Annotated in this window: 15 protein-coding genes and 3 pseudogenes; 10 read left to right on the forward strand and 8 right to left on the reverse strand. The window is 62.7% G+C overall.

The window, feature by feature from the left end:
- Positions 1-133, reverse strand: a pseudogene (locus ACFPN9_RS25945) (IS3 family transposase); the annotation flags it as partial.
- Between the two features lie 117 nt (positions 134-250).
- On the opposite strand from ACFPN9_RS25945, the gene ACFPN9_RS25950 reads away from it, so the two are divergent.
- Positions 251-748, forward strand: a complete 498-nt coding sequence (locus ACFPN9_RS25950) for a hypothetical protein (protein WP_377817878.1) — start codon at positions 251-253, stop codon at positions 746-748.
- Positions 749-882: 134 nt separating this feature from the next.
- On the opposite strand, the gene ACFPN9_RS25955 is transcribed toward ACFPN9_RS25950, so the two are convergent.
- The 7 genes from ACFPN9_RS25955 to ACFPN9_RS25985 all read right to left on the reverse strand — a co-directional run bounded on the left by ACFPN9_RS25955 (position 883) and on the right by ACFPN9_RS25985 (position 4,908).
- Positions 883-1,554 (reverse strand): zinc metalloprotease HtpX, encoded by a 672-nt coding sequence (locus tag ACFPN9_RS25955; RefSeq protein ID WP_377817879.1) that lies wholly within the window; start codon positions 1,552-1,554, stop codon positions 883-885.
- Positions 1,555-1,577: 23 nt separating this feature from the next.
- Positions 1,578-1,826: a hypothetical protein gene (locus ACFPN9_RS25960; RefSeq protein ID WP_377817880.1), complete on the reverse strand. Its 249-nt coding sequence runs from the start codon at positions 1,824-1,826 to the stop codon at positions 1,578-1,580.
- A gap of 9 nt (positions 1,827-1,835) precedes the next feature.
- Positions 1,836-2,954 (reverse strand): S1C family serine protease, encoded by a 1,119-nt coding sequence (locus ACFPN9_RS25965; protein WP_082733203.1) that lies wholly within the window; start codon positions 2,952-2,954, stop codon positions 1,836-1,838.
- Positions 2,951-3,442, reverse strand: a complete 492-nt coding sequence (locus ACFPN9_RS25970; RefSeq protein ID WP_067995405.1) for a phosphate-starvation-inducible PsiE family protein — start codon at positions 3,440-3,442, stop codon at positions 2,951-2,953. The genes ACFPN9_RS25965 and ACFPN9_RS25970 overlap by 4 nt, the downstream gene beginning before the upstream one ends.
- A 115-nt stretch (positions 3,443-3,557) precedes the next feature.
- Positions 3,558-4,049: an Hsp20/alpha crystallin family protein gene (locus ACFPN9_RS25975; RefSeq protein WP_377817881.1), complete on the reverse strand. Its 492-nt coding sequence runs from the start codon at positions 4,047-4,049 to the stop codon at positions 3,558-3,560.
- Positions 4,050-4,069: 20 nt separating this feature from the next.
- Positions 4,070-4,468, reverse strand: coding sequence for an Hsp20/alpha crystallin family protein (locus ACFPN9_RS25980; RefSeq protein WP_067995411.1), 399 nt, complete (start codon positions 4,466-4,468; stop codon positions 4,070-4,072).
- 14 nt (positions 4,469-4,482) lie between these two features.
- Positions 4,483-4,908 carry an Hsp20/alpha crystallin family protein gene (locus ACFPN9_RS25985; RefSeq protein ID WP_067995414.1) on the reverse strand — a complete coding sequence of 142 codons (426 nt, stop codon included), beginning with the start codon at positions 4,906-4,908 and terminating at the stop codon, positions 4,483-4,485.
- A 192-nt stretch (positions 4,909-5,100) separates the two neighbouring features.
- Between ACFPN9_RS25985 and ACFPN9_RS25990 the strand changes: the two genes are divergently transcribed.
- The 9 genes and pseudogenes from ACFPN9_RS25990 to ACFPN9_RS26030 form a co-directional block, all read left to right on the forward strand.
- The gene (locus tag ACFPN9_RS25990) at positions 5,101-5,538 is read left to right on the forward strand and encodes a MarR family winged helix-turn-helix transcriptional regulator (RefSeq protein WP_067995417.1); all 438 of its coding nucleotides are present in this window, start codon (positions 5,101-5,103) and stop codon (positions 5,536-5,538) included.
- 5 nt (positions 5,539-5,543) lie between these two features.
- Positions 5,544-7,376 (forward strand): ATP-dependent zinc metalloprotease FtsH, encoded by a 1,833-nt coding sequence (ftsH, locus tag ACFPN9_RS25995; protein ID WP_067995420.1) that lies wholly within the window; start codon positions 5,544-5,546, stop codon positions 7,374-7,376.
- A gap of 64 nt (positions 7,377-7,440) precedes the next feature.
- Complete coding sequence (locus ACFPN9_RS26000) at positions 7,441-10,335, forward strand: ATP-dependent Clp protease ATP-binding subunit (RefSeq protein ID WP_067995424.1); 2,895 nt, start codon at positions 7,441-7,443, stop codon at positions 10,333-10,335.
- A 77-nt stretch (positions 10,336-10,412) separates the two neighbouring features.
- A pseudogene (locus ACFPN9_RS26005) lies at positions 10,413-10,655 on the forward strand (flagellar biosynthesis protein FliA); the annotation flags it as partial.
- A gap of 213 nt (positions 10,656-10,868) precedes the next feature.
- A complete protein-coding gene (locus ACFPN9_RS26010; RefSeq protein WP_377817883.1) occupies positions 10,869-11,555 on the forward strand; it encodes a hypothetical protein in 687 nt (228 codons plus the stop codon).
- Positions 11,556-11,614: 59 nt separating this feature from the next.
- A complete protein-coding gene (locus ACFPN9_RS26015) occupies positions 11,615-12,229 on the forward strand; it encodes an HdeD family acid-resistance protein (protein ID WP_465247902.1) in 615 nt (204 codons plus the stop codon).
- A gap of 192 nt (positions 12,230-12,421) precedes the next feature.
- Positions 12,422-12,997: an NADH dehydrogenase ubiquinone Fe-S protein 4 gene (locus ACFPN9_RS26020; protein WP_067253560.1), complete on the forward strand. Its 576-nt coding sequence runs from the start codon at positions 12,422-12,424 to the stop codon at positions 12,995-12,997.
- Between the two features lie 34 nt (positions 12,998-13,031).
- Entirely contained in the window at positions 13,032-13,460 is a 429-nt protein-coding gene (locus ACFPN9_RS26025; RefSeq protein ID WP_377817882.1) for a rhomboid family intramembrane serine protease, read from the forward strand.
- A gap of 46 nt (positions 13,461-13,506) precedes the next feature.
- Positions 13,507-13,639: pseudogene (locus tag ACFPN9_RS26030) on the forward strand (IS3 family transposase); the annotation flags it as partial.

Here is a 13,639-nt window from a genome sequence, read left to right on the forward strand (position 1 = left end):
AGCGGTAGTAACTGACCTCCGTCACGCCGATCGAGCGGATCGCATCGGCAACGGATTGGCCCTGCGAGACCAGCACATCGACCTGGCGCAGCTTCGCGACAATCTCTTCGGGCTTGTGACGCTTCTTCGGCATTGCGGTCCTCCTGTCTGCCAAAAGACATAGTTCAGGGTGGACCAATTCAACGGGGGTGGATCAATCGGCTCATCGGCCTCACTCAGCCGCCACAGCAGAGCCAGAAGCGTCTCGGTCATGGAGCATTCCGTTGCGGCGGAGGAGGCGCAAGATGCGATCCTCGTAGTGGATGCGCTTGAAGACGGCGTGTGCGGGCGGCTTGAGCTTCACGACGACCTTCTTGGTTCGTGTGCCTGGCTTCCCGAGATGCACCCGAAACACCAGGTGATTGAGCCGCCAGTCTGCGCCAAGGCTTGCTCCCCGCATCATTTCGCCGAGCCTCGCCAGTGCGTTGTCACGCCCGTCGCGCGCCACGTAGGAGAAAAACGTCCGAGTTTCGCCGGTCTTCGCATCAGCGCCGACCCGGTCAACCTGCACCTCCGAGATCTGCACACGCTGAATGAAGTCGTCGAATTCGTGGGTGAAACGGAACCCAAAGCCGACCTGCTGCACCCGATCGAGCGTGTAGAGGTTCTGGGCATGATCCGATGCGAAGAAACCCGGAGGATCGGAAACCGGATGCGAGGCGTCTGCTCCGGTTCCTGCGCAACCCATCGCAGTTGGGCGAAATTCTGAGTAGTGGCGGAGGGAAAGGACTCATCCTCTAACTCTCTGATAAGCCATGGCGAATCGCCCACAACACCCGCCCACCTCCGAGCATTTCCTCGTATGCGCAGATTTGCCCGAGTGCAACGAAAGACAGGTGATTTCTACCAATAGACTCCGTGTCGACGGAATTTGGGCGGCAAGAACGAGGGTAGCCGTGGTTTATAAGACATGCCCGCGATTGTCGGATATTGCGGTGTTGCCAGGGCGGTGAGTTCACGCAGCCTGGCGATCCGGCTTTCTGTGCTTGGATGCGTCCGCAAGAGAGACGGCTCGGGAATGCGTCGGCCGGGAAGAAAAATTTCTTCCCAGAACCTTCCGACACGGCGTTCGAGTTTGCTCAGCGCTCTCATGAGACCCTCCGGGTCGCCGGTCAGCTCCGCCGCCGCGCGATCTGCGTCATACTCGCGGGTGCGCGACAGGCCGAGCTGCACGAGCGCCATCAAGGTGGGCGCGAAGATGAGAAGCGCCACGATATGCCACGGAACATAGACCGCGCCCGCGAAAATAAGAGGTAGGTTGAGGAGCAGCAGGAATTGTACAAGCCAACTCGCGATGGAAACCAACCGTGACATCATATCTGCCAATCCCATGATCCACAGGTCGCGGTTCGCGATGTGGCCAACTTCGTGAGCCAGGACGCCGACGAGTTCGCGACCGTCGAGGAGTTGAAGCAGTCCATCGGTGACGCAGATTGTACTGTCTTCCGGACTGCCCATCGCGAAGGCGTTCGGCAACGGGCTCGATACGCGATAGAGCTTCGGCGCGCGCGGCAAATCGGCACGTCGCGCAAGTTCCGCTATTCCTGCGCAAGGCCGGGCGCATCACGTCCCGTTATGCGCTCCGCCTGATATGCGGACAGCAAGAAGTCTTGCGGCAGATTGGGGACAAAAATCAGACCCGCAACCATTCCGAAGGCAAGCAGCAGGCCGACCTCCGCGCCGACGACCGCTGTCATGGACACCCAGGCGATCATCGCCATAAGGCCAAGCAAGAGCGCGGATTGGACGAGATTGATAAATCGATGCCTCGTCGAGACAGCGGGCATTTCCGGCTCCTATCGCGGTTCGCCGAGTGTGATCTTGAGGCTCTTGCGCTGATCGCCGCGCCGGATGTGCAATTCAACCTGATCCCCGGGGCGATGCGCTTCGAGCGCTGTGATCAGGTCAGCCGCTTCATCAACTCTAGCCGCTCCAAGGCCGATTATCCGGTCGCCGACTACAATGAGCCCATCGCCGCTAATGCGGGCGGGCACCAGTCCCGCACGGGCAGCGGGGCCGTCAGGATCGACTCCGAGGACCGGGACGCCGGAGGAGCCATCCTGCGCGAGCATCGCGTCGACCCTGGGATCGAATAAGATGCCGAGTCGTGGTGGTGCATAGCTGCCGCGAGCGATGAGCTGTGGCACCACCCGGTTGACCGTATCGACGGGAACCGCAAAGCCGATTCCCGCACTGCCGCCGGATGGACTGAAAATGGCCGTATTGACGCCGATCAGACGCCCCGCGCTGTCGATCAGAGGGCCACCGGAGTTTCCGGGGTTGATTGCCGCGTCCGTCTGGATCAGGCCCCGTATCGGGAGACCGTTTTCGCCCGGCAATTCGCGGCCAAGGGCCGAGACAATTCCGGTCGTCATCGTCCAGTCGAGGCCGAACGGATTGCCGATGGCGAACACGCTTTGACCGACACGTAGATCGTTGCTGGCTCCGATGGGTATCGGCGGTGGTCGACCCGCACCAACACCGATGTGCAGGACTGCCAGGTCGTGCTCGGGTGCGCGCCCCACCAGACGCGCGGCGAAGGCACGGCCATCAGCCAACCTGACGACTGCCCGGCTTGCACCAGCGATAACATGGTTGTTCGTTACCACATGACCGAGTTGGTCCCAGACGAATCCTGAACCGTTCCCGCGCGGAACGTCATAGGCGTTCCGGGTCCAGGGATCCACTACACGCTCGGCCGTCGTGATGAAGACGACACTGTCTCGAGCGGCATTGAAAACCGTGATGGTGCTTTGTTCGAACGCCGCCAAGTCGCCGCGCGGAGCGACGGCGCGCGGTTCGGCAAACCGACCCAGCACAACGCTCTGAATGATAGGAAAGCTCTGCCACACAATTATGATAAGGAGTGCGGCAGAGGTTGCCGAAATAAGTCGAATGAAAAAGGTTCGGTTCATTGACCGCCATCCGCATTTTCAGTAGGGAGCTGTTCGCGCCGGTCCTGATCGCGCACCAGCCAGTGGACAGCGCCCAGTGCAAGAGCCGCGCCCGCGAGTGCGGCAATCTTTGCCGGCTCCGTCTCGCCGAGGTCCAGGATGATGAATTTGCGCGCGATGGCGAGGAGCGCGATCAGCACGATCGTGCGGACTTGGAGGATCCCGAAGCTGCGTTCGGTCGCAACAAGAAGGGAGCGCTTGAACTCGAGCGCGATCACCACGGTGAAGATCATGCCGAACACCACCTGGAAGGTGGCGTAATCGAGCGTGTCGAATGCCCCCAGAACCAGGCGGTTCACGACTTCGCGCATCAGCGCCCAGACCGACGCCACGACGATCGCCGCAATGATGACGCTGAGGACGAAGATGACACATTGCTCGAACTTCTCGTAGAGAGTCATCGCCGACCATTGTTCACGGGTCAGCCCGGATCGTTGCAAGTCTTTCATGATTGCCTCTCGAAGGCCGCCCCGGAGAGACAAGCTCCCCAGGGCTTCTCCAGACGGTGCGATATCGCAAGGAGCGGAGGGGACGCCGTAAACCAGCGACACCCAATGTGGCAAATCAGCCGTTCTTGACCTCGATGCGCTTGACCTTCGCCTGCGCCTCGGGAGTCTGGGGCAGCTTGATCGTCAGAACCCCGTTCTTGAAGGATGCCTGCGCCTTTTCGCCATCCACACCGGGAGGGAGCGGAATTGTCCGGTAGATCGCGCCGTAGCTGCGCTCGGACAGGTAATACCCCTTCTTCTCCACCTGGCGCTCGATCTTCTTCTCCCCCTTCACAGTCAACATGTCATCGTTGACCGTCACCTCGATGTCCTTCATCTCCATGCCCGGCAGCTCGATCGATACTTCGATCGCCTTGTCGGTCTCGACCACGTCGGATTTCGCTTCGCCGCTGCCAAAGGGCCATTCGAAATGACCGACACGGTTCCAGAAGTTCTCGAACACATGGTTCATTTCGCGCTGGAGTGTCGCGATCGGGTTGTCTTCGCTGCTCTTGGCATCTGGCGCGCCGTCCTTGCGCGCCCAGGGGATGAGGTCTTTGATCTGCATGATATGGTCTCCTTCGGTTTTCAGGCGCCCTTGACGGCGATCTTTTTCGGCTGCGCTTCAGGGGCTCGGGGGAGCGTCAGGGTGAGGACACCTCCACGCATCTCGGCTTCGATCCTGTTGGGGTCGAAGTCGTCGGAAAGCGTGAAGGCACGCTCGAAATCGCCCTCGCCATATTCGGCATAGGCAAGTTCGAGGTTTTCCGGCCGCACCGGGTCAACTTTGCCGCGGATCGTCAACACACGATTTTCGAGCGTGATCTCGACCGCATCGGCGGCGACCCCAGGCATTTCAAGCATCATGGAGACACCCTGATCGGTCTCGACGATATCGCTCAACGGGCGATAGATGCGTCCGCCGCCGGTGGTCTCGGGCGAGTCGGTCGGCGTCTTTTCGGCGGCTTGCGTGATGTCGGTGCTCATCGTTCCAGCTCCTCTCAGGCTGCCTTGATCTCGATTTTCTTCGGCTTTTCTTCCTCGGGCCGGGAGATGACGATCCGCAATACGCCGTTCGTCATCCTCGCCTCGACCTTGTCATCCGAGGCCGCGAACGGCAGGCGGATAGTCCGGGAAAACCTGCCGAAACTGCGTTCGTTGCGGTGCCAGTGCGCACCGTCGGGAACCTCGGGCGCCTTGCGTTCGCCCGAAAGCGTCAGGACGTTGTCCTTAACCGAAATCTCAATGTCGCCCGGTTCGATGCCGGGAAGTTCAGCGGCGATGGCAACGGCCTCAGGGCCTTGCCAGACATTCACCGCCGGGAACGCCGCGCGGGCCGGCGGCCAGAAACCGCGGTCCAGATCGCGCATCATGGAGCGCATCAGCGCAAAAGGATCGCTGCGGCGCAGATATGTCGGATAGAGCATTGCTGGCCTCCTGTAGCTGATCGATGCCCGAACCGACGTCGGTCGGGCAACCTGGCCGGCCGGACGTCGGTTCGGAGACCGCCCATCAAGATAAGCCGTTCCATTTATTGTGCAAGCATATATGCTGCGTGCGTTGCACCTTGGATAGAGGCAGTCTAACCTGTTTGTCATACAGCCGGAGGAAGAATACCCATGATCGCTTCGGACATCGGGCTGATCGGGACGACGATCCACCGTGTCGCGCAGCTCATCCAGCAGCGGATCGACAACGAGATCGGCGATAGTGGCCTGACTCGCCTGTCCTGGATGGCGGCGGCACACGTCGAGGATTCGCCCGGGCTGACCATCGGCGATCTGGCCGGGCGGCTGGAGGTAGGCCGAGCCACTGCGGGCCAGCTCGTCGATCGCATGGTCAAGGGCGGTTGGGTCGAGCGGTCGCCGTCACAAAGCGACCGGCGGTTGCAGATCGTCACGGTAACCCCAAAGACTAGGGCGATGCTGGATGAACTCGCGCCCCGGCAATCGGCGTTAGAAGATGAAATCCTGCAGGATTTGTCCCCGGACGAACGGTGCGTCCTGCTTGTGCTGCTCGAGCGGATCCGGATGCGGCTGATGCAGAGGCAAGGCTGATCGGCATGGAGAAGAGAACCGAATACAACATCTGGTACTGGATCGTCGCCTTCTTTGCGATCCTCCTCATCCAGAACCTGATCGCCGGCTGGCAGTCGGTCGCCCCCATCACCTACAGCCAGTTCGAGACCTACCTAAACGATGGCAAGATCGCCTCGGTTGCGGTCGGATCAGACGCGATCACCGGCACGTTCAAAGAGCCGATTGGCGGCAAGCGACAGTTTATCACCACAATCGTAAATCCCGCGATCCTGGCGCGGATCGACCGCTCGGGGGTGGAGATCACCGGGGTTCCGCAGAATACGCTGATCGGCACGATTCTGTCCTGGGTGGCGCCCGCGCTCGTCTTCTTCGGAGTCTGGATGCTCCTATTTCGAAAGTTCGCCGAGCGGCAAGGCTTTGGCGGGTTCATGCAGGTCGGCCGCAGCAAGGCCAAGGTTTACATGGAAAAAGAAACCGGCGTCAGCTTCGCCGACGTGGCCGGTGTGGACGAGGCCAAGGCCGAGCTCGAGGAGGTCGTGGAGTTCCTCAGGAACCCCGCCGAATACGGAAAGCTGGGCGCACATATCCCCAAAGGCATATTGCTCGTCGGGCCGCCGGGCACCGGCAAGACGCTTCTGGCGCGCGCAGTGGCAGGCGAGGCCGGCGTGACCTTCTTTTCGATCTCGGGCTCCGAGTTCGTCGAGATGTTTGTGGGCGTCGGTGCCGCGCGGGTGCGCGACCTCTTCGAGCAGGCTCGGAAATCCGCGCCGGCGATCATCTTCATCGACGAACTCGACGCTCTCGGGCGGGCGCGCTCCTCCGGCCAGATCGCTGGCGGCCATGATGAGCGTGAGCAGACGCTGAACCAGCTTCTGACCGAGCTCGACGGCTTCGACCCGTCAGTCGGCATCGTGCTGCTTGCGGCCACCAACCGTCCGGAGATTCTCGATCCGGCGCTGCTGCGTGCGGGACGCTTCGACCGGCAGGTGCTGGTGGATCGGCCGGACAAGAAGGGGCGCGTGCAGATTCTTGGCGTGCACATGAAAAAAGTGAAGCTCGCCCCGGACGTCGATGCCGAGAAGGTCGCAGCGCTTACTCCCGGCTTTTCCGGGGCAGACCTTGCCAATCTCGTCAACGAGGCAGCATTGCTCGCCACGCGCCGCAAGGCTGATGCGGTGACGATGGACGACTTCAACAATGCCGTCGAACGCATCATCGCGGGGTTGGAAAAGAAGAACCGCGTGCTCAATCCGCGCGAGCGCGAGATCGTGGCGCACCACGAGATGGGGCACGCGCTGGTGGCGATGGCTCTGCCGGGGGTGGACCCGGTGCACAAGGTCTCGATCATCCCGCGCGGAATTGGCGCGCTCGGCTACACCATCCAGCGCCCGACCGAGGACCGCTTCCTGATGACGCGGGAGGAACTCGAGAACAAGATCGCAGTCCTGCTTGGCGGGCGCGCGGCCGAGAAGATCATCTACAATCACCTCTCGACGGGGGCGGCCGACGACCTGGTCAAGGCGACCGATATCGCCCGCGCCATGGTGGCGCGGTACGGGATGGATGAAGACCTCGGGCATGTCAGCTACGATACCGATCGGCCCGGCTTTCTCGGCACCGGCGACCAGTCGTCGTGGCTGAACCGCCGCTACAGCGACGCCACTGCCGAGCGGATGGACGCGAAGGTGCGCGACATCGTGGATGGCGTGTTCAAGCGCACGCTCACCCTTCTTGAAACCAATCGGGATCTTCTTGAGCAATCGGCGCAAGATCTCCTGCAACGAGAGACACTGGACGAGCCGGATCTGGTGGCAATTGGGTCCAAGGTGAAAAGAACGGAAGCGGTCGCTGCGTGACACTGTCACTGGCGCAGATGATCGGCGGATAACCCTGACTGGATAAAGATAAAGGAGAAGACAAATGGCAAACGGAGCTTGCGATATTTGCGGTCGCCCGGCGACGGCGCGCGTGCGCGCCTCGGTGAACGGCAGAATTCAGAACATGGAGCTTTGCGACCAGCATTACCGCGAGATGGTGCGCCGGTCGGGCCGCAGCGCCTCGCCGCTGGAGTCCCTGTTCGGACGGCATTCCCTTCTTGACGAGTTCTTCGGCGACAGCGGTTTCGGCAGCCTCTTTGGCGACAGCCCGTTGCGGGGCGGCACGCTGGGCTCCATGGGCGACGGTGATGACGAGGTCGTCGACGCCACTTTCGGAGAGGGCACGCCACGGCGTGGTTCGCGGCGCGGCGGCGGACGCACCATTGCTGACCGGCTGAGCGAACAGGGCAACAAACTATTGCAGGAGGCCGCACAGAAGGCAGGAGAATTCGGGCGCAGCGAGGTCGATACCGAACATCTGCTTCTGGCGCTGACCTCGTCCGACGTCGTCAAGACGATCCTGGAACAGTTCAAGGTCGATGTGGACGATCTGCGCCGGCAGATCGAGAAGGACGCAAAGCGCGGAGAGGCCAAGGCGTCGGGCGAGATCGGCGTCAGTCCGCGCCTCAAGGATGCGCTGAATCGCGCGTTCATCGCGTCTAACGAACTCGGCCATTCCTATGTCGGTCCCGAGCACCTTCTGATCGGACTTGCCGAGGAAGGTGAAGGCCTGGCCGCGGCGATGCTGCGCAAGCTGGGGTTGACGCCGCAGGCGCTGCGTCAGCAGGTGACGAAGGTGGTCGGCAAGGGAGCCGAGGAAGGCCGCGTCGAGACGCCGTCGAACACCCCCGATCTCGACCAGTTCAGCCGTGACCTGACGAAGCTCGCCCGCGATGGCAAGCTCGATCCCGTCATCGGCCGCGCCCGCGAGATCGAGACGACGATCGAAGTGCTGGCCCGCCGGAAAAAGAACAACCCGGTGCTGATCGGCGAGCCCGGCGTGGGCAAGACCGCCATCGTCGAGGGACTTGCACAACGGATCGTCGCGGGCGAAGTGCCCGAGGCGCTGCGCGACAAGCGGTTGGTCGAGCTCAACATCAACTCGATGGTGGCCGGGTCGAAGTATCGCGGCGAGTTCGAGGAGCGAGTCCAGAAGATCCTCAAGGAGATCACCGAGGAGAAGGACAGCCTGATCCTGTTCATCGACGAGATCCACACCATCGTCGGCGCCGGCCAGGGCGGTGGCGAAGGTGGTCTCGACATCGCCAACACCTTCAAGCCTGCGCTGGCGCGGGGCGAGCTGAACCTGATCGGCGCGACGACGCTCAACGAGTACCAGAAATACATCGAGAAGGACGCGGCGCTCGAGCGAAGGTTCCAGCCGGTTTATGTGGACGAGCCCACGATAGCTCAGGTCATCATGATCCTGCGCGGCCTGCGCGACACGCTCGAAAGCCACCACAAGGTGACGATCACCGACGAGGCGATCATCGCCGCCGCGGAGCTTTCGGATCGCTATATCACCGGTCGCTTCATGCCCGACAAGGCGATCGACCTGATCGACCAGGCCGCGGCGCGGGTGAAGATCTCGGCCACTGCGCGGCCCGTGGACGTGCAGGAGCTCGAAGCCGAGGTCGCGCAGATCAAGCGCGAACAGGACTATGCCGCAGCCCGCAAGCAATTCGACCGAGCAGCAGAACTGAAGAAGGAGCTGGAGCAGAAGCAGAAGGAGCTGGACGAGCTTCTGGAAATCTGGAAGCGCGACCAGGCTTCGGCGACCGCCGAGGTGCGCGCCGATCACGTCGCGCAGATCGTCTCCAAGATCACCGGCGTTCCGGTCACGGAGCTGACCACCGAGGAGAAGGACAAGCTCCTCAAGCTCGAGGAGAAGCTGCACGAGCGCGTCATCGGCCAGGAAGAAGCGATCCGCGCCGTGGCCGATGCGGTGCGCCTGGCGCGTGCGGGTCTGCGCGAAGGTTCCGGTCCGACCGCGACCTTCCTGTTCCTCGGGCCGACCGGGGTTGGCAAGACGGAACTGGCCAAGACGCTCGCCGAGGTGATCTTCGGCGACCAGGATGCGCTGATCCGTATCGACATGTCGGAGTATGGCGAGCGCCACTCGGTTGCCCGGTTGGTTGGCGCACCTCCGGGCTACGTCGGATACGACGAAGGCGGGCAGCTGACGGAGAAGGTGCGCCGTCGGCCCTACTCGGTCGTGCTCCTCGACGAGATCGAAAAGGCGCATCCCGATGTCTACAACATCCTGCTTCAGGTGTTCGACGATGGCCGCCTGACAGATGGCAAGGGCCGGGTGGTGGACTTCACTAACACCATCATCATCGCCACCTCGAACCTCGGTTCGGACATCATCCAGCGCAACCTCACGAAACGCGGCAGCAGGGAGTTCGACGAGGCCAAGCAGAAATCCGAACTGATGGAGGTGTTGCGCGGTCATTTCCGGCCAGAGTTCATCAACCGGATCGACGAGATCATCGTCTTTCATTCGCTGAATCAGTCGGAGATCCGCCAGATCGTCGAGTTGCAGCTCAACCGGGTGAAGCGGACCGCCCTTACCCAGGGCGTCGAACTCGAATTCGACGTGAGCGTCGTGGATCACTTCGGCGCGGTCGGCTTCCGCCCCGAATTCGGCGCCCGCGAGCTGCGCCGGCTGATCCGGTCGGAACTGGAGACCGAGTTGGCCCGCGAGATGCTCTCCGGGCGGATCGAGGATGGTGACAAGGTCCGCGTCGCCTGGTCGGAAGACGAACAGAGGGTCGTGTTCGAAAAGATCGTAAAGGACACCGGTGACGACAGCCCGGACGATCAGGCCAAGGCCGGGATCGAGGAGCCCAGCGAAGTTGCCGAAAACAAGACGGACGTTCCAAAGCCCAGCGTTGAGGATGAGGTGCAGTCCAAGGACGACAAGTCCGCCGAGTGACAGCGCAAAAGACTGGCCCGGCGCGATATCGGTCGCGCCGGACCATCTCTTCGGAGAGTTATAGGAAGGTCCACGGCATGAACGTCATTAGATCATTCCGCAATCTCGACCGGCACGGCCAACAGCGCGCGCCTGAGGTCATCGAGGAGGAGGTGCGGCAACTTGAACCGCACCTTGCGCGCTTTCGCGAGGATCTGGTCCGGCTCGAAGTCGTTGCCTCGCAGACGAGGGGCAAGAAGCGCATCAACGTCAGCCTGCGCCTGCAACTGCCATCGGGCGTGATCGCGGCGCAGGAAGAGGGGTTCGAGATCGAGCCGGTCCTGCGCAAGGCCTTTGCCGACCTGCGCCACCAGGTCGATCGGCATGTGGCGCGCCTCAAGCACGAGCCGGAGTACAAGCGTCCCGCCCGCCGGCGCCGGATCGGCGCCCCGCTGCCGCCCGCGCGGGATGCGGCGGAGGCGGAGCGGCGCCAACTCTTCTTCGACCTGATCGAGGATCATCTCGATACGGTCTACGACACCGTCAGGCGCGAGTTGACCTATCTCGAATGCAGCGGATCGGTACCGGAGGGATATCTGAGCGTTCGCGGTCTCTTCGATGCGACGATCTTCAAGGGGCTGGCCCGTTTCGAGGATCGGCCTTCGGAGTTTTCCGTCGGCGACTGGCTGAAACGGCTGGCTTTTGAGACCATCGAGGAAGAATCCCGCGCCGCCCGCCGCGCCGTGCCTGAGGATGCCGCCTCCATCGAGGCGGAACCCGAGGCCCCGGCGGAGGATCCGACCGAGGCGGATCAGGCGATGTTCGAGTTCTACCAGCCCGACGAAGTGCTGATGCTGGAGGACCTCCTCGCCGACGACGGCGGCACAGACCCCGAGAGCCAAGCGGATCGGCATAAGATCGCCATGGTGCTGCACCGGGCAATCGCCGATCTTCCGTCGGTCGAACGCCGCGTTCTCTATCGGCTCCACCTCGACAACGCTACGATCGCGGAGACGGCAGACCTTTTCGGCCTGACCGAGACAGTGGTCGCCGAGATCGCAGAAAATGCGGGCGCGACACTACGCGCGAGGCTTGCCGAAGCCGGGTTGGTCAGAGATCCATCAGGCCGCGCGCCCATCGAACGGGAAATCGCTCACACGCAGCGTTTGCCTCAGCCGATCGAGGATCGCCGCCGCGTGGCCGCCGCCCTAACCGGCGAGGAGGCCGGCTCCGACACCTGACATGGAACTGAATAGGAGATCGACCAATGACCACAGCCTCTGAAAACCCGACCGACAAGATGCAGTACATCCTGTGCAGCCTGTCCCGGAATTGGTGGGCATTCGTGTTACGCGGCGTGCTCGCATTGATCATCGCAGTGCTAGCCTTCGTCATGCCTGCGGAAGCGCTTCTGGCGCTCACGCTGGTCTTCGGCGCGTTCGCCTTTGCCGACGGCGTGTTCGGCCTCGTCGCCGCGATACGTAACATCCGCAAGGGCGAACGCTGGGGCTGGCTGATGTTCAGCGGCATTCTGGGCATCGCCACGGGCGTCGTCGTGGTTGTCTCGCCTTTTGTCGCGACGCTTGTGCTTGCGACATTCCTCTGGGCCAGCATCGCATTCTGGTCCGTGTTCTCGGGTGCCCTCGAGATCGCGGCAGCGATCCGCCTGCGAAAGGAAATCAACGGCGAAATCTGGCTGATCCTGAGCGGCCTTCTCTCGGTCGTTCTCGGTGTCGTCGTGACCTGGATGCTGCTGACGCGCCCGGTCGAAAGCTTCCTCGCGCTCGGCTGGCTGATCGGCTTCTACGCCGCGGTCTTCGGGGTGATGATGATCCTCCTCGGGCTACGGCTTCGCAAGGCGGATCGTTCGGACGGTGCGGCCTTCGATGACGCTCCCCCATCGGCAAAGGCGTGAGGTGCCCTGTGGTGGATGACGGGCGACTTGCCGGCGAGGAGGACGATTTCACCCGATGGGACGAAACGATCTTCGACCGTTGCCTGAGCACCGGCTTCAATCCCTTCGGCAGCGGACCGACGCCGATCTTCTTGCGGGACAGGGATCATACGCAGCGTAGAGACAAGCACAGACCACATAAGGATCGTGAAAATGCGCGGCCATAACCGCCCACCGTTTCCGCCGAAAATTCCCGGAACCGATCTGCCAACCTGGGACATGCCGACGGCGATCATCTACCGTCCGGCCCGTTCCGCGATGACATCGGCGCCTCGGCCCAACTACTGGGTTCTCGAATTCGAGCCGTCGCGTCCGCCGCAGATCGAGCCGCTGATGGGATGGACTGCAAGCGACGATCCCTATCGCCCGATCCGGCTGAAGTTCCCCGATCGTGACAGCGCTGTGGACTTCGCTGAGCGGCAGGACTGGCGATACGTCGTGCGCGAGGAAGCCGCGCCGTCACGGATGGCGAACCGATGGACGGGAGAAGCGCACCATCGGCTGTACAGGGGCGCCGATGCCCCGGGCGCCTTCCGCATCCCGTTCCGCACCGATCGCGGCAGCGCCGATCTCCGCGTCTCGCGCGCTGTCGCGCAGGAAGGCGCGACCGACCTGTCCGCCAGCGACCGCGAGACGTTCGATCCGGTCCTCGAAGCCTCGCTCGAATCCTTCCCGGCTTCGGATCCCCCGGCCTGGACGGGTGTGACAGTCGCAGGGAAAAAACCGTGACGACGGGCGGGCGCAGGAGCGCGGAGGGCGTGGCATGTTCCCCTGGGCTGCCCCCGTCGCGCGCAGATACCCGCCGATCGTCGTCTGGACGGTCGTCGGGATCAGCGTCCTCGCGCTCCTCTATCAGGTAGGCCTGCCGCCGCGCGTGCTCGACCGGTTCCTGTTCGACTTCGCGCTGGTTCCGTCGCGCTTCTTCGGTCAGCTCCGCCTGATCGCGCCGTCCGACTGGGCGCCGTTTCTGACCAACATCTTCCTTCATGGGGGCTGGCTTTACGTCAACCTCAACATGTGGACGCTCTGGATCGTCGGCCCGGCCGTGGAGGACCGGCTCGGGCCGGCGCGGTTCGCGCTGTTCTATCTCTTCTGCGGCGTGGCCGCGGGGCTCGCCCATGCCCTGGCCAACCCCGACTCGGTCGTGCCCGCCCTCGGGGCTTCCGGCGCCATTGATCCCCCCCCCCGTTGAATTGGTCCACCCTGAAGTATGTCTTTTGGCAGACAGGAGGACCGCCATGCCGAAGAAGCGCCACAAGCCGGAAGAGATCGTCGCGAAGCTGCGCCAGGTCGATGTGCTGGTCTCGCAGGGCCAATCCGTTGCCGATGCGATCCGCTCGATCGGCGTGACGGAGGTCAGTTACTACCGCT

The sequence above is a fragment of the Allobosea massiliensis genome, assembly GCF_042655245.1.
Lineage (GTDB): Bacteria > Pseudomonadota > Alphaproteobacteria > Rhizobiales > Beijerinckiaceae > Allobosea > Allobosea massiliensis.

Excerpts from the sequence above, each read along its gene's own strand:
- ACFPN9_RS25970 (WP_067995405.1), bottom strand. The coding sequence starts at position 3,442 with ATGAAAGACTTGCAACGATCCGGGCTGACCCGTGAACAATGGTCGGCG.
- ACFPN9_RS25990 (WP_067995417.1), top strand. The coding sequence starts at position 5,101 with ATGATCGCTTCGGACATCGGGCTGATCGGGACGACGATCCACCGTGTC.
- ACFPN9_RS25985 (WP_067995414.1), bottom strand. The coding sequence starts at position 4,908 with ATGCTCTATCCGACATATCTGCGCCGCAGCGATCCTTTTGCGCTGATG.
- ACFPN9_RS25965 (WP_082733203.1), bottom strand. The coding sequence starts at position 2,954 with ATGAACCGAACCTTTTTCATTCGACTTATTTCGGCAACCTCTGCCGCA.
- ACFPN9_RS26000 (WP_067995424.1), top strand. The coding sequence starts at position 7,441 with ATGGCAAACGGAGCTTGCGATATTTGCGGTCGCCCGGCGACGGCGCGC.
- ACFPN9_RS26015 (WP_465247902.1), top strand. The coding sequence starts at position 11,615 with ATGCAGTACATCCTGTGCAGCCTGTCCCGGAATTGGTGGGCATTCGTG.
- ACFPN9_RS26025 (WP_377817882.1), top strand. The coding sequence starts at position 13,032 with ATGTTCCCCTGGGCTGCCCCCGTCGCGCGCAGATACCCGCCGATCGTC.
- ACFPN9_RS25975 (WP_377817881.1), bottom strand. The coding sequence starts at position 4,049 with ATGCAGATCAAAGACCTCATCCCCTGGGCGCGCAAGGACGGCGCGCCA.
- ACFPN9_RS25980 (WP_067995411.1), bottom strand. The coding sequence starts at position 4,468 with ATGAGCACCGACATCACGCAAGCCGCCGAAAAGACGCCGACCGACTCG.
- ACFPN9_RS26020 (WP_067253560.1), top strand. The coding sequence starts at position 12,422 with ATGCGCGGCCATAACCGCCCACCGTTTCCGCCGAAAATTCCCGGAACC.
- ftsH (WP_067995420.1), top strand. The coding sequence starts at position 5,544 with ATGGAGAAGAGAACCGAATACAACATCTGGTACTGGATCGTCGCCTTC.
- ACFPN9_RS25950 (WP_377817878.1), top strand. The coding sequence starts at position 251 with ATGGAGCATTCCGTTGCGGCGGAGGAGGCGCAAGATGCGATCCTCGTA.
- ACFPN9_RS25960 (WP_377817880.1), bottom strand. The coding sequence starts at position 1,826 with ATGCCCGCTGTCTCGACGAGGCATCGATTTATCAATCTCGTCCAATCC.